Here is a 14543-nt window from a genome sequence, read left to right on the forward strand (position 1 = left end):
GCAATTGTAGAAAATAAATGAAAGTGATTACGGTGGCTGCAGCCATTATTTTAAATGAAGCGCAGCAACTGCTGGTGGTTCGCAAGCAAGGAACATCCTGCTTTATGCAGGTCGGTGGCAAGCTGGAGCCAAATGAAACCCCGGAAGCCACCATGTTGCGTGAAATTCAGGAAGAAATTGGCACACAAGCCCAGATTCAGCAATTCATTGGCCGTTTTGAAACCCAGACTGCCAATGAACCTGATCATCAACTGGTGAGTTATGTCTATTGGGTAAGGCTCGATCAAGCACCTAAAATTGAAGCAGAAATCGCTGAAATGAAATGGGTTGATCTGGATGAAAAAGAGGTCTTGCTGGCGCCCTTAACGACTGAAATTGTGATTCCGTGGGTGAAGTCACATTTGCTCGCCCAAGCTTAAATTTTAGATTTGCGCGCCTGCCAGACAGGCTGCATAAATTTTTTGACAACCCAATTGTTCAAGTGTTTGGCTCAGTGCCCGAATCGAACTGCCGGTTGTCACCACATCATCAATAATCAGCACGCGTCGGTAACGAATATTAGACGGTGTACTGATCTGAAATTGCGACTGGATATCTTCGATTCTTTCCAGACGGCTTAAGCCTTTTTGTGAATGCTGTTTCAGCCGGCTAACAGGTTGCCAGATGGGAACATTCAATTTTTTCGCCACATGCTTGGCCAGCACCAGAGATTGATTATAACCGCGTTCGGCCAGGCGTTCAGTCGAGATCGGCATCGGGACTATTGCACTGACTTTGGGTAGCTCTAAACTCAACAGCGTACCGGCCAGTAAATTTTGCAGATGCAGCTTCTGTTCATATTTAAACAGCTGAATCAACCGATCCATTGGGTAGGCATAATCGCAGGCAATCTGAAACTGCATTTCCTGACGCTGAATGGTTTGATGTATCCACGGCAACTGCTGCCAGCAATCCTGACAGACTGAATAAATGCTCTGATAATCAGTCTGACACAACTGGCAGGGCTGAAGCGTATTCAGCTTGGAGATTCCCTGTGCCAGTAATTTAAACATAGGCATAACGCGGTGCTTCCGGTAGCCAGCGTTGTAATAACGCCTCAGCCTGATCTGGATAATCTTTTAAAATTTGCTGCGCCACATAATGTGCCTGATTGAGCAGGTGATCATCGCGTTCAAGTTTGGCCACGCGGAAATTCATATCGCCGGTTTGTTTAGTCCCCAGTAATTCACCCGGCCCACGCAATTCCAGATCTTTCTCGGCAATCATAAAACCATCATTGGTTTCACGCATGATTCTTAAGCGTTCCTGACCGTTTTGCGATAGTGGATGCTTGTATAGCAGGGCGCAGAAACTGGCTTTGGCACCACGGCCAACCCGACCACGTAGCTGATGTAGCTGTGACAGGCCTAAACGTTCGGCATTTTCAATCACCATAATGGAAGCGTTGGGTACATCGACCCCGACCTCAATTACGGTGGTGGCAATGAGTAGCTGTAATTCATTATTCTTAAATTGCTGCATCACCGCCTGTTTTTCATCGGCTTTCATTTTGCCATGTACCAGACCGATATTCAGCGCAGGAAAGCGTTCCCGAATTTCGGCAAAAGTGGCTTCCGCGGCCTGGGCATCTAAAGTTTCGGATTGCTCCACCAAGGTACAGACCCAATAGGCCTGTTTGCCTTCAGCGCAATTCGTCGCAATACGTTGCAGAACTTGTTCACGCCGATCCAGTGGAATGGTCACCGTTTGAATCGGGGTACGACCCGGTGGCAGCTCGTCAATCACCGAGGTATCCAGATCACCATAAGCCGACATGGCCAAGGTGCGGGGAATCGGGGTTGCGGTCATCACCAGCTGATGCGGGGACATGCCATCCAGACCTTTATTTCTGAGTGCAAGACGTTGATCGACTCCAAAGCGGTGTTGCTCATCAATAATCACCAGACCGAGTTTGGCAAACTCGACATTCTCCTGAAACAGGGCGTGGGTGCCAATCACCAGATGGGCGCTCCCGTCCCGAATCAGCTGTTCCGCTGCGGCGCGGGCTTTGCCTTTTTGCTTGCCGGACAGCCAAGCGATATTAAGACCTAGTGGCTCAAACCAGCGTTTAAAGTTGAGATAATGCTGCTCGGCCAGAATTTCGGTAGGGGCCATCAACGCCACTTGCCAGCTTTCTTCCAGGGCATGACAGGCTGCGACACCGGCCACCAATGTTTTGCCGGCACCGACATCGCCTTGTACCAGACGTAACATCGGTTTATTGGCTTTTAAATCTTGTGCGATTTCTTTGGATACACGTTTTTGCGCACCGGTCATTTCAAAAGCCAGACTGGCCAGAAGCTGTTTGGCATAGGTTTTACTCGGTGCAAATGAAGGGGCTTCAACCTGCTGAATAAAGGCACGCCGGGTCAATAAACTGATCTGATGCGCCACCAGTTCTTCAAAGATCAGGCGTTGCTGTGCGGGATGCGAACCTTGTGCCAGTTGCAACATATTGGCATTGACTGGCGGATGATGGATATATTCCAGTGCCTGTTTTAACGCATAACCATTGCTAAATTTTGCTGGCAGCAGTTCAGGCAGATGATCGCTATACTGAGCCAAAGCCTGCTGAATATAATCGCGTATTTTTGGCTGGGTCAGACCTTCAGTGGCAGGATAAATCGCGGTAAGTTGGGTTTGCGGTAGCGGGGTATCTTCAGTAATGACTTGCAGTTCGGGATGATACATTTCCAGACCGCGCGCACCGACCCGGACTTCACCAAAAATTCTTAAACGGTGACCGAGCTTGCAGCGATCGGTGATGCCTTTATAAATATGATAAAAACGCAAAGTGACTTTACCGCAGTCATCATCCAGTAATACAGCCATGGACTTGCGTTTACCCGGCGGGAAATCCACACCTTTGACGATACCTTCGAGCAAATAGCTACGCCCCACGCTCAATTGATTCATGGGAATGATCGTGCTACGGTCTTCATAGTCACGTGGTAGATGAAAAAGCAAATCATCAGTATTGAAGATATTTAATTTTTCAAGTAATGCAGCGGCGGCATTGCCAACGCCTTGTAACTGATGGACTGCAGCCATGTCCCCTCAACCAGATTCGTGATTCGGTGCTCAATGCATATTCTATTTATCGGTTATGGTAAAACATCCCGGCGTGTTGCTAAACAACTATTTGAGCAAGGTCATCAAATTAGCACAATTAGCTCAAGTCCCAAAACAGATTCCTTTGCAACTCATCTGATTCAAGATGTGCATAAACTGAATTTAACGACAGTCACACCGATTGATTGGGTCTATGTATTGCTTAGTCCAAAACAAAGTACGGTTGAAGGCTATCAGTACACCTATCTGGATTCAGTTCAGCCGATTGTGACTGCCTTGAAACAGCATCCAGTGCAGCGGATTGTGGTGGTGTCATCGACACGGGTCTATGGGCAAAATGCTGGAGAAAATATCAATGATGAAACGCCTCTACAGCCCAATGATGCACAAGGAGAAATCCTGTATCAGATGGAGCAGGCCTATTTAGCGGCTTATCCTGAGCAATGTACAATTATTCGCCCAAGTGGAATTTATGGAACATCGGTAGAGCGCTTACAAAAAATGGCAGTATCTATGACCAGCTATCCAAATCTGCACTGGTCAAACCGGATTCATATCGAAGATTTATCACGTTTCTTGTCACAGATGATTCACGTGGAACATCCTGAGTCTTCTTATATTGTGAGCAATAACCAGCCACAGCTTTTACATGAAGTCTTGCAATGGTTTCAGCAGCAGATGGGGCTGCCTTTACTCGAAGTTGAGAACAAGCAGGTCACCGGTAAAAAGCTCTATGCCACTCGGATGCAAAAAACAGGATTTGAATTAAAGCATACAGATTGTTTTGAGGATTATTTGGAACTAATGAGGAAAAGTAATCCCTCCTAACCTCCCTTTAAAAAGGGAGGATTAAATTCCCGTTCCTTGTAGGAGAGAGCTGGGGAGAAGGGGAAGGATTTTAAATTCCCCCTCATCCCCTTATGAAGCATTGCTTCCCATCTCTTGAAAGAGAGAGAATAAAAGCTTTACTTCTTTTTGCGCTTGGCGCGTTTCTTGGCTTGTTCAGCCGCAACTGCATCAAGTGCTTCTTTGAGTTCTTCATCGGTAAAGGCGGTGATGTGATGCAGCATCTGTAATTTCACTTCATCCAGTACCAGATCTGCATATTGCGCCACGTTGGTCAGCTGCTCATCAAAAACAATGGCATTGTCTTCATTGGTACACAGATAACCTTTTTGGGTTAAGACTTTAATAAAGCTCTGGAACAGGGCTTTGTCGAAGAATTCTGGCGAATTGAATTCGTATAGAACTGATAAACGCTGACCAACCAGATAGCTCAATTCTTCAACCTGACGGGTCGAAATGTTGCCTGAACCACGTTGGGTAATCAGTGCCAAAGTCATGTAATAACGTTCCAGACTTTGAGTCACTGGTGCAGCCAGAACTTCGAGCTGATGATGGACTTCAGTATTGGGTGCCGGAGCAAGCAGATTTTCACCATCTTGCGTGATCAGTTTGGCAGAAATCAAGTTATCAATATGCGCATTGACTTGATCCTGAATCTCATCTTCACGCCATTTTAAAAACAGCTCTGCTTTTAGGAATGGGTACAGGGTGCTGCTGATGTTGACGACATCATCACGGCGAATCGTTCCATTGTGTTCAGCCAGTGCTGCAATCAATGACGGAAGCACAAAGGAATGCACGATATTGTTACGGAAATAAGTCAGCAAAACTGCCTGATTATCTTCAATGGCAATGATATCGCCCAGCACATGTTTTACCCGCTTGATCAGTTTCAGCTTCATTGCATAGGCAATAATTTCTTTGCCTGAAAGCGGTGTAACTTCCATCCGTTCATCATAAGGTAATGCCGCCAGCAGGGTACGATAAGTATCCAGCTGCTTGATACAGATTTCTTCATCCAGCGTATGTTTCGGTGTCGCCAACAGGATCAACGATAATAGCGATACCGGATTGATCACCACTGCACGGTTGATATTTTCCAGAATCGCTTGCGCAGAGCTGTTTACTGCATCAGAAACTGCTTGTGGAATTGGATCATCGTTCTTTTCAATTTTAATATTTTCTGCGCCATGCTGTTTCAGGATGTCATCCAGAAATACCGGCTCACCAAAATTCAGATGCACTTTACCGAAAATGCGTTCAATTTTGCGCAGGGTTTTGACAATACCAAAAATAGATTCGGCTTCTTTCGGCTTGCCGCTCATCTCACCGACATAAGTGCCGCCTTCCATCAGGCGTTCATAACCGATATAGGTCGGTACAAAGACAATTGGTTTGGCTTTGCCGCGTAAATGACCATGCACGGTCATCGCCAGCATCCCAGTTTTAGGTGGTAGCAAACGACCAGTACGTGAACGACCACCTTCGATAAAGTATTCCAGTGGGGTATTGCGTGATAGAACGCTATATAAATATTCTTTAAAGACTGTGGTATAGAGCGCATTGCCACGGAAAGTACGGCGGATAAAGAAGGCACCGCCACCACGTAAAATCTGACCCACAAAAGGCATGTTCAGGTTATCGCCCGCAGCGATATACGGCACCATCAAGCCACGACGATAGATCACATAAGACAATAACAAATAGTCGATGTGACTGCGGTGACATGGGGTATAGACAATCTCATAATCTTTGGCCAGTTCACGCACGGTACTGAAATTATGTACTTCTACGCCGTCATAGAGTTGCGTCCATAAGCGGGTCAGAGCTTTATCGGCAAAACGTACAGTCGAATGAGAATAATCGGAAACGATTTCGTTCAGATAACCAATGGCACGACGTTCAGATTCCAGCATCGAGATTTTACTGCGAATACTGTCATTGCGAATCGCAGCCTGTACATCTGGCGATTTGATTAAACCGTGCATGACATTACGGCGATCGGACAGATCCGGCCCGAGAATCACTTCGCGCTGCCCATCCAGATAATCATTTAAAGTGCTAACAATATAAGTCGCTGGTGCTGAATTTGGATGCGTTTTTTTGGCATGCTCAATCATGGCACGTAAAGACTGGGGTTCGTGAAACTCTAAATAAGACTGACGGCCATGCAGACCGATATTGACCAGTTGCTTGACCCGGCTTGGCGTAGACCAGGTATCGGTAAATAGCAGTTTGAACCAGGAATCTTCTTTTTCAGGTTCACGTCCCCAAAGCACCGTGACTGGTACCAATTCCACATCTAGTTCAGGATGTTGTTCCAGGATTTCAATCAGGCGTAACAGGCGCGGCGGAAACGCATGCGGCGGTGAGCTGAGCAGGTTATTTTCATCATGATGCTGTAAAAACAGCAGCGAAGCTTTTTCCTTACTATTGCCCAGTTGCATTGGATCGAGCGCAGCTGGCAACTTTAAACGGCGGGTTTCTGCATCGACGACCAGCGCATTACTACGCGAATGGTTCTGTAAAACGTAGCAGACCAGCTTTCGCGATTCTGTTGCAGTCTGATCAGGTTCAGGTGCTGTCACTTCACTTGGTACTTCCCCAAGAACATGAGGGGTAACCACAAGATCAAGTAGCTTACTTGAAAGCTTGCGATACATTTGACCAAAGCCATTCTTGGACATAGCTGCTCCTAATTTTACTGACCAAAACCACAGGACTTCTGAGGGGATTTATTTTTGCGGGTTTCCAAAGCGAAACCATATATCTTTTTTTAACAACTTCAACAGAAGTGCTCTAATTTTAGCGTGAAAGCAGATGCTTTTCCTAGTCACTTATGACATCAGTATGACAGAACAGTCATGCAATCTTTAGAGTTTCGGTCTGATTTTGTGGCAGAATATTCCAGATTAATTATTTAGATCTGTTTTTCCATTTTTGGGATATCTCCAATATTACGTAGGTTGCTTATGAATGCCTTAACACAGGAACTGGTCGAGCTGCTCAGCTTGGAAAAGTTAGAAGAAAACATTTTTCGGGGAATCAGCCGTAATCTGGTGGGCAAGCGCGTGTTTGGTGGGCAGGTTTTAGGGCAGGCACTCCGCGCTGCGTCTTATACCACAGACCGTCCGGCACACTCGTTACATGCCTATTTTCTGTTTGGTGGAGATGTCAATGCACCGATTATTTATGAAGTGGATCGTATCCGTGACGGCAAGAGCTTTGTCAGCCGTCAAGTACGTGCAATTCAGCATGGTCGCACTATTTTTATGTGTATGGTGTCTTTTGCGCATCAGGAAGAAGGTCTCAATTACCAGATTTCAGAGCCGGAATATCCGCCAGCAGAAAGCCTGAAAAATGAAGCAGAACTGATCAAACAAATGATTGAGTTTATTCCGGAAAATGTCCGTGCGTCCTTCACCCGTGATCGTCATGTCGAGATTCGCCCGATCAATCCGCAAAATCCGTTTCAGCCGCAACCGGAAGCGCCGTCTTATGCGCACTATATCCGCACGCATGACCGAATTGCTGCAGAAGTGGATCAGATTTCTTTGCATCAGGCCATTGCCGCTTTCTATTCAGACTTTACCTTGATGACCACGGCACTGCGTCCACATGGTCTGAGCTATATTTCGCCAAGCCTGCAATGTGCCAGTATTGACCATGCCATGTACTTCCATAAGCCATTTCGTGCCGATGAATGGATGCTATATGACATGGATGCCACCCAGAGTGCCAGTTCGCGTGGTCTGAATTTTGGACGGATGTGGCAGAATGGCGAACTGGTCTGTAGTACCACGCAGGAAGGGCTGATCCGCTTACGTGAAATCGAAACCCAATAATTTTTATATTTTTGCTCAAAAAGCCGAATCCCAGATTCGGTTTTTTTGTTTTTAATCCGCAGAACAATCATTATTTGAGATCTTGTTCTAGGCACGCGTTTATAAAATATTACTCGATTCTGTAGAATCGGCATGGCATAGTGCCGCTTAAGATCTATATTAAAATGCATGAAAAGATGAGCTTAAATACGCAAATTTTAATTGCCGCCGTATTGGGGGTGCTGTTTGGATTTTTACTCACAATATTTCCGCAGACCTCATTTTTTGATGTCAGTTTATACGGCATTGGTATCGTCAGCAGTGTTTTTATCGGCTTATTAAAAATGCTGTTGGTTCCGCTAATTTTTACGTCGATTGTGGTCGGGGTATCTAATCTACAGGCAGGCGGACAACTGAATCGCACCTGGAAAATCACCCTGATGTGCTGTGTGACCACAACGACTTTGGCACTCATTTTAGGTCTGGCCTGTGCACATCTGTTTGATGTCGGCAAGGGTGTCGATGTACTGATGTTCCAGGATGCCATGGCGCAGCATCAGACTCCGGACACCTTAACGCCATCTTCTTTCTTTACCAATTTTATCCAAAATACCCTGATCAATCCGTTTAAGGCATTTTCAGATGGCAATGTCCTGGCGGTGGTGGTCTTTGCCTTGTTTGTCGGTGTGGCACTGGTCGCAGGCGGAGATAAATTCCGTACCGTGCGCAAGTTGAGTCACCAGTTTTTTGAAATCATGATGTTGATGATTGGCTGGGTGATGAAACTGGCACCTTTCGGTATTTTTGCTTTATTGGCCAAGCTGATCGCGACTGAGGATATTTCGGTACTCAGTCGTCTGGCTGAATTTGCGGCCGTGGTCACTGGAACCACCATTTTCCATGGCATCGTGGTATTGCCTTTATTGCTGTGGATTTTTGGCAAGATGGATCCGATCACGTTCTTTAAAGGCACACGCGCTGCTTTAATTACCGCATTTGCCACCAGTTCCAGTTCGGCCACCATGCCACTGTCAATGAAATGTGCGCAGGAAAATCTGGGCGTACGTCCGCATACGGCAGGTTTTGTGATTCCACTGGGAACACAGCTGAATATGGATGGTACAGCACTCTATGAAGCAGCAGCAGCCTTGTTTATTGCCAATTTAATGGGACTGGATCTGAGTTTAGGGCAACAGCTGGTGGTCTGTGCCACGGCAATGATTGCATCCTTAGGCGCACCTGGGATTCCAAGCGCTGGCATGGTCACCATGATTATGGTGTTGCAATCTGTGGGATTGCCTGCCGAGGCGATTGCGATTTTATTGCCGATCGACCGTTTACTGGATACGGTACGTACCGTGGTGAATGTGCAGGGCGATATGATGATCAGTGTGGTGGTAGACCGGCATACCCGTGAACCTGAAGCGCCGGCTTAATCTTTATCTAAGTCCGGATTCCAGACAATTTCCCAGAGATGACCATTGGGATCCTGAAAATAACCAGCATATCCGCCATAAAAGGTGGTGTGTGCAGCTTTGATAATTTTAGCGCCCGCACGTTCAGCCAGCGCCATGATCTGGTCAACCTCTAAGGGGCTAAATACATGATGCCCCAGTGCCATTTGCGTGGGGCAGATCGGACTCAAGGCAAGACCGGTATCTTGCTGCAGGCTATGCTGTGGCCATAAGGCAAGCTGAAGGCCGGATTGCAGTTGAATAAAAGCCACCGCTCCATACTCAAATTCCTGACCAATAATTCCATCACTGCTAAAACCTAAACCTTCACAATAAAATTGCAATGATTGCTCTAGATCCTGTACCGCCAGAGTGATGACAGAGATAGAGGGTTTCATAATGTTTTCCTGATCTACAGTTGAACAAGATTTATTCTAATATGAATCGAGATTCGGCCATTCAGCAGAAATATAGCGTTCATGTAAATACAGTGAAGCATCTCAACAAACTGCTGCTGTTATCAGTAGCACTGTATGATCTAGCGAAAATTAGCCTGTAAAAAACCTCCGTTATGCGGCATAACGGAGGTTTCTCATTTAAATCAATTAATCAAATATTTTGTTATTTGATTATTCAGCTGAGCGTTTATTCTGGTTCAGCTCATCTGCTGCTTTAAGTTCTGACTGATCCTGCTCAAGTAATTCAAGCGGTTCTTCAGCTTCATTTAAGTCATGCGGTGAAACCTCACCAATAGCAGTTGCATCAGACCCAGAGTCGAGTTCAACTGGTTCATCGAATTGATTTAGATCATGAGCCGATACTTCCGGAATACTGTCCAAATCAAATTGAGTTGATTGATCTAAAGTGAAATTCAGACGGCCGCCCATGACGCTGGCCAGTTCTTCAAGTCCCTCTTTGTTCATAGAGGAGAACAATTGAATCGAGAAGTCCAGTTTCATTTTTTTTAATGCGGCTTTGACTTCCTGAAGCGCTTTAGAGGCAGGGCCACGATTCAGCTTATCTGATTTGGTCAAAAGAACATGCACAAACAAATGACGTGAATAAGCCCATTCCAGCATCATCACATCAAAGTGTTGTAGCGGATGACGAATATCCATCAACAGCACCAAGCCCTGTAAGCTTTTGCGATGAATCAGATAATTTTCCAGTTCTTTTTGCCAAACAATTTTCATCGCCTCTGGTACGGCAGCATAGCCATAGCCTGGTAAATCGACCAGACGCTGATCTGGATTACCCAAGCTAAAAAAGTTAATCATCTGGGTGCGGCCGGGTCTTTTTGATGCACGTGCCAACTGTTTCTGGTTGGTCAGGGCATTAATCGCACTGGATTTACCGGCATTGGAGCGACCGGCAAAAGCAATTTCATAGCCTGTATCTTCTACACAAAGACTGAGTTTTGGTGCACTCATTAAAAATTCGGCTTTGCGTAGCCAGTTGAGTGAGCGCACAGAATATTCAGTAATAGCAGAATCAACTTTTTTCTCGTAGCTGATCTTTTGCTTGGGTGCATGGGCTGTCTTACTGTTTTTGGATTTTCCTCTGCTGTGGTGCATAACTCAACTTCAATAAATGATCTACAAAGAAACATTATAAAGGAAGTCGCACAGGCAAGCGAACTTTGCTTTGCAATGCTATTGCAACTTAATCCATCAGGTTAATTAAACCGATTGGAGAAACAGTACTAAAATGAGATTGGTTAGATGGGGTGAGCACATCGGCCAGCGTATATTGGTTCAGGCTTTGGTAAAACTGTTCCAGCGCATGGTCGAGAATACCTTTTAAACCACAATTGCTACGCAGTACGCAGGGTGGGGTATTACATTCGACAATCACATGATTTTCACCCTGCAAGCTAAGCACGATCTCACCGAGTTTTAGATTTAGTGTAGTAGGATTTAAGCGGATGCCGCCGCCTTTACCGCGTGTGGCAATAATCCAGTCTTGTTTCGACATGAAATGCACAATCTTCATTAAATGATTTTGTGACACATACAAATCTCGCGCAATTTCCGCAATCGTATACGGCGTATCTCGCGGCTGGGAGATGTACATTAAAATACGCAAAGCATAGTCGGTAAATTTGTTTAATTGCATGATCGCACTAATATCTTTAAGAATTAAATAGATAAGGGCTAGTCTAGCATAACCAGACTAGCCCCACCTATTCAGCTTGAAGCGAGGGCTTAGTGGTGAACCCCACCTGTACCAAATGCTTCACTATGAATATTTTCAGCAGGAATACCGCGGGCAACGAGTGCTTTTTGCTGTTCTGCCATAAATGGCATTGGGCCGCAAAGGTAGTAATCGGCATTGACTGGTAACAGCGCTGCATCAACTGTACTCAGATCCAGACGACCTGCTACATCATAATCCTCACCCAGTTTGTCAGCTTGATGTGGAAATTCATAAGCAGTAAGGGTGCTTAAGCGCGGATATTTTGCTTTCAGGTCATGAATATGCTGGTGCATCGCATGAACCTGTTTGCTACGGCAAGCATGGATAAAGGTCACAGGTTGTGGCATATCCAGAGTCACCAGCTGGTTCAGCATCGCGATCATTGGCGTCAGGCCAACACCACCACTGATAAACACATTACGTTTAGCTGGATCGATCAGGTAGAAGTTACCTGTTGGTGCAGATACTTCAATTTCTGAACCTTCCGGCAAACCATGTAGAGTGTTAGACACCCAACCTGCAACTTGATCTGCGCCATTGCCCGGTTCACGTTTAACTGAAATACGCAAATAGTCTGCTTGAGGGCTGGTTGAAAGCGTATATTGACGCGGCTGTTTTAAGCCGAGTTCTTCTACGAATACACGAACTGAAATATATTGACCCGCTTCATATTTCGGTAAATCGCCACCATCTACCGGTTGTAGATAGATTGAAGTAATCTCGTCACTTTCTACTACTTTTCGGGCAATTTTGAAATTGCGCCAGCCTAACCAGCTACCTTTGGTTTGCTGATGCTGCTCATAGATCGTTTTTTCAGTGCTGATGAACAAGTCAGCCAATTGACCATAAGCTGTAGCCCAAGCATCAATTAATGGATCTTCCATCGGGATGCTTAATACTTCACTAATAGAATGCAGCAGGTTTTCACCCACAATATTATAGTCTGGCGCTTGAATGTTTAAGCTCACGTGTTTATGCGCGATCAGCTCAACCACAGGTAAAAGTACAGATGGGTCTTCAATATTTTCGGCATAGGCCAATACAGCGCCGGCAAGAGCTTGCGCCTGTGCACCACTGCGTTGGTGACCCATATTAAACGTTTCTTTAAGGGCAGGGTTGTTGCCTAACATGCGGTTATAAAAATAGCCCGTGAGTGCCACACCATTTTCGCGGAGTACAGGCACTGTTGCTTTTACAAGGTCAATTTGCTGCGGAGTCATATTTGATCTCTCATGGCTGTTTATTTATAAGATGTATTTAAAATACATCTTAAAGCATGCCTTGTAAATACATCTTTTAATAAAACCATAAAAAAATTATGGGATATCTGAATATCCCATAATTTTAAAAATCTTGATAGGAATAAATCGTGCTATTTTCACTGAAAAAGCAGTCATGAAACTCGCGGACAATTCTCCCCGGTATCATCTCCGAGCCTGCGTGCGCAGTTTGATAAATCGATCAGTATCTTTTATGAACTCTTCAGGTTGCCTAAGTCGCGTGTTCTAATTCCTTTGGTTGCTCACCGGTTAGAGGTCACTGTTCCTTGGCTTGCTGTTTTGCAAATTCTGCTTGTTTGGCATTTTTTTTGAGGTTCAGCCACTTGGGTTTTTGCAGCATTTCAAAAGCACTATTCCGATCGACACTCTGTTCATAAATAAGAGTGACTGTTTTTTTAGTTTCAGTTAAACCGACAAGCAGACCATGCCGACTGGCAAGCTGTGAACGTAAGACAATGTCTTGCATGGTATTTGTGGTTTTTTAGCAATACCAAGTGGTGCTCACATAACTTTTCCTATTGTTTATCATTTATTTTTAGGCTTTTTCATGTGTTCTAGGGCGTACTGGATATCTTGAATCAAATCTTGCGGATGTTCCAGGCCGATACAGAAACGAACCAGAAAGCCATCTTTTAAATGTGAATGTTTCAGTACACGCATGTCTTTTAAGTTATAGAGCATGACCAGGCTGACAGGGCCACCCCAGCTAAATCCAAGTTTAAATAAGGTTAAAGCATCGCAGAAATGACGAATATCTTTGAAACTAAACTTGGCATCAAAAATAACACTCACAAGTCCTGCACTATGACTCTCGGAGCAAATATCTTTCCAGTATTGATGTCCAGCGCAATCTGGATCGGCTGGATGTAAAACTTGAACAAGCTCAGTTTGCTGTTTGAGCCACTTCATTAAAGTCAGTGCGCTTTCGGACTGATGCTGATAACGCAGTTGCATCGAAGCCAGACTGCGTTGTACCTGCGCCACATCATCACCAGAAACACTAATGCCCTGAATGGCATGGGTACGGAACAGTTTGTGATGCAGGGTTTTATCTCGTGTAACAACTGAGCCCATCAAGATGTCGCCACCACCGCTTGGATATTTGGTCAGTGCATGAACCGTGATATCGACACTTAAATGCTCTTCGCCAAAATCAAAAGCATTAAAAGCCAGACCTGCGCCCCACGTATTATCCAGCGCCGTCAAAATATGATGTGCCTGGGCTTTTTTGATTAAACCGACCAGATCTGGAAATTCCAGTGTGACTGAACCGGCCGCTTCCAGCCAAAGCAGTTTTGCTTTTTTACTTGGTGTAAAGGTTTCGACCTCAAGCGGGTTATACACTTTGACCGCAATGCCATAACGCGTTTCCAGATTGCGCAGATGTTCCATGTTTGGGCCATAGATGTTATCGGCAACCCAGACTTCATCACCTTGGCTCAAGAAACAAGAATTCACCAGGTTAATGGCGGATAAACCGCTCGGCGCAAGTAGGCAGTATTCACCCCCTTCAATTTGCGCGATGTTATCGCCTAAGGTGAATGTCGTGGGTGTGCCGTGGGTGCCGTAGCTATAGTCATAAGCATCGGTCCAGTGGCGATTAAATAGCGCATCAGTATTCTCAAAAATAATGGTCGATGCACGAAACAGGGGAGGTTGAACCGTAGAAATGGACTGAGGGGCTTTTCGTGGTGCATGAATCAGGGTGGTTTGAGCGTTTTTTTTCACGTGAATGCCCTTAAATGTAATCAAATATTACCTTAGCTTAAGAGAATCTGTGACTCACTGCCAGTTCGGTTGTGAATTGTTAAAAAAATTGGTCCTTGAAAAAA

General features: G+C 45.3%; 13 protein-coding genes. 4 read left to right on the forward strand and 9 right to left on the reverse strand.

Annotated features, from left to right (window positions below; all coding sequences use genetic code 11):
• Positions 1-17: 17 nt before the first annotated feature.
• Positions 18-419, forward strand: coding sequence for an NUDIX domain-containing protein (locus FTT73_RS09950; RefSeq protein ID WP_005094183.1), 402 nt, complete (start codon positions 18-20; stop codon positions 417-419).
• Positions 420-422: 3 nt separating this feature from the next.
• On the opposite strand, the gene FTT73_RS09955 is transcribed toward FTT73_RS09950, so the two are convergent.
• Positions 423-1058: a ComF family protein gene (locus FTT73_RS09955; protein ID WP_100357825.1), complete on the reverse strand. Its 636-nt coding sequence runs from the start codon at positions 1056-1058 to the stop codon at positions 423-425.
• Positions 1045-3090 (reverse strand): ATP-dependent DNA helicase RecG, encoded by a 2046-nt coding sequence (gene recG, locus FTT73_RS09960; protein WP_100329358.1) that lies wholly within the window; start codon positions 3088-3090, stop codon positions 1045-1047. Before recG ends, FTT73_RS09955 begins: the two co-directional genes overlap by 14 nt.
• A gap of 33 nt (positions 3091-3123) precedes the next feature.
• Between recG and FTT73_RS09965 the strand changes: the two genes are divergently transcribed.
• Positions 3124-3939: an NAD-dependent epimerase/dehydratase family protein gene (locus FTT73_RS09965; protein ID WP_180191369.1), complete on the forward strand. Its 816-nt coding sequence runs from the start codon at positions 3124-3126 to the stop codon at positions 3937-3939.
• Positions 3940-4076: 137 nt separating this feature from the next.
• Here FTT73_RS09965 and plsB read toward each other — a convergent pair whose 3' ends face one another.
• Positions 4077-6644 (reverse strand): glycerol-3-phosphate 1-O-acyltransferase PlsB, encoded by a 2568-nt coding sequence (gene plsB / locus FTT73_RS09970; RefSeq protein ID WP_180191370.1) that lies wholly within the window; start codon positions 6642-6644, stop codon positions 4077-4079.
• 285 nt (positions 6645-6929) lie between these two features.
• Here plsB and FTT73_RS09975 point away from each other — a divergent pair, with 285 nt between their 5' ends.
• Both FTT73_RS09975 and FTT73_RS09980 read left to right on the forward strand, forming a co-directional pair.
• Entirely contained in the window at positions 6930-7802 is an 873-nt protein-coding gene (locus FTT73_RS09975; protein ID WP_005094170.1) for an acyl-CoA thioesterase II, read from the forward strand.
• Positions 7803-7978: 176 nt separating this feature from the next.
• Positions 7979-9217 carry a dicarboxylate/amino acid:cation symporter gene (locus FTT73_RS09980; RefSeq protein WP_257232873.1) on the forward strand — a complete coding sequence of 413 codons (1239 nt, stop codon included), beginning with the start codon at positions 7979-7981 and terminating at the stop codon, positions 9215-9217.
• On the opposite strand, the gene FTT73_RS09985 is transcribed toward FTT73_RS09980, so the two are convergent.
• The 6 genes from FTT73_RS09985 to FTT73_RS10010 form a co-directional block, all read right to left on the reverse strand.
• Complete coding sequence (locus FTT73_RS09985) at positions 9214-9633, reverse strand: VOC family protein (protein ID WP_180077512.1); 420 nt, start codon at positions 9631-9633, stop codon at positions 9214-9216. The two genes, FTT73_RS09980 and FTT73_RS09985, sit on opposite strands and share 4 nt — an antisense overlap.
• Before the next feature lie 231 nt (positions 9634-9864).
• Positions 9865-10809 carry a ribosome biogenesis GTP-binding protein YihA/YsxC gene (gene yihA / locus FTT73_RS09990; protein ID WP_005168732.1) on the reverse strand — a complete coding sequence of 315 codons (945 nt, stop codon included), beginning with the start codon at positions 10807-10809 and terminating at the stop codon, positions 9865-9867.
• Positions 10810-10897: 88 nt separating this feature from the next.
• Positions 10898-11350: an Rrf2 family transcriptional regulator gene (locus FTT73_RS09995; protein ID WP_005094159.1), complete on the reverse strand. Its 453-nt coding sequence runs from the start codon at positions 11348-11350 to the stop codon at positions 10898-10900.
• Positions 11351-11439: 89 nt separating this feature from the next.
• Positions 11440-12651 carry an NO-inducible flavohemoprotein gene (gene hmpA / locus FTT73_RS10000; RefSeq protein WP_005094157.1) on the reverse strand — a complete coding sequence of 404 codons (1212 nt, stop codon included), beginning with the start codon at positions 12649-12651 and terminating at the stop codon, positions 11440-11442.
• 316 nt (positions 12652-12967) lie between these two features.
• Complete coding sequence (locus FTT73_RS16500; protein WP_180191360.1) at positions 12968-13177, reverse strand: hypothetical protein; 210 nt, start codon at positions 13175-13177, stop codon at positions 12968-12970.
• A gap of 59 nt (positions 13178-13236) precedes the next feature.
• On the reverse strand, positions 13237-14439 hold the full coding sequence (locus tag FTT73_RS10010) for a PLP-dependent transferase (RefSeq protein ID WP_180191372.1): 1203 nt from the start codon (positions 14437-14439) through the stop codon (positions 13237-13239).
• Positions 14440-14543: the final 104 nt, after the last annotated feature.

Origin of the sequence: Acinetobacter sp. YH01006 (assembly GCF_013420445.1) — a bacterium.
In the GTDB taxonomy this organism is placed as follows: domain Bacteria; phylum Pseudomonadota; class Gammaproteobacteria; order Pseudomonadales; family Moraxellaceae; genus Acinetobacter; species Acinetobacter pseudolwoffii.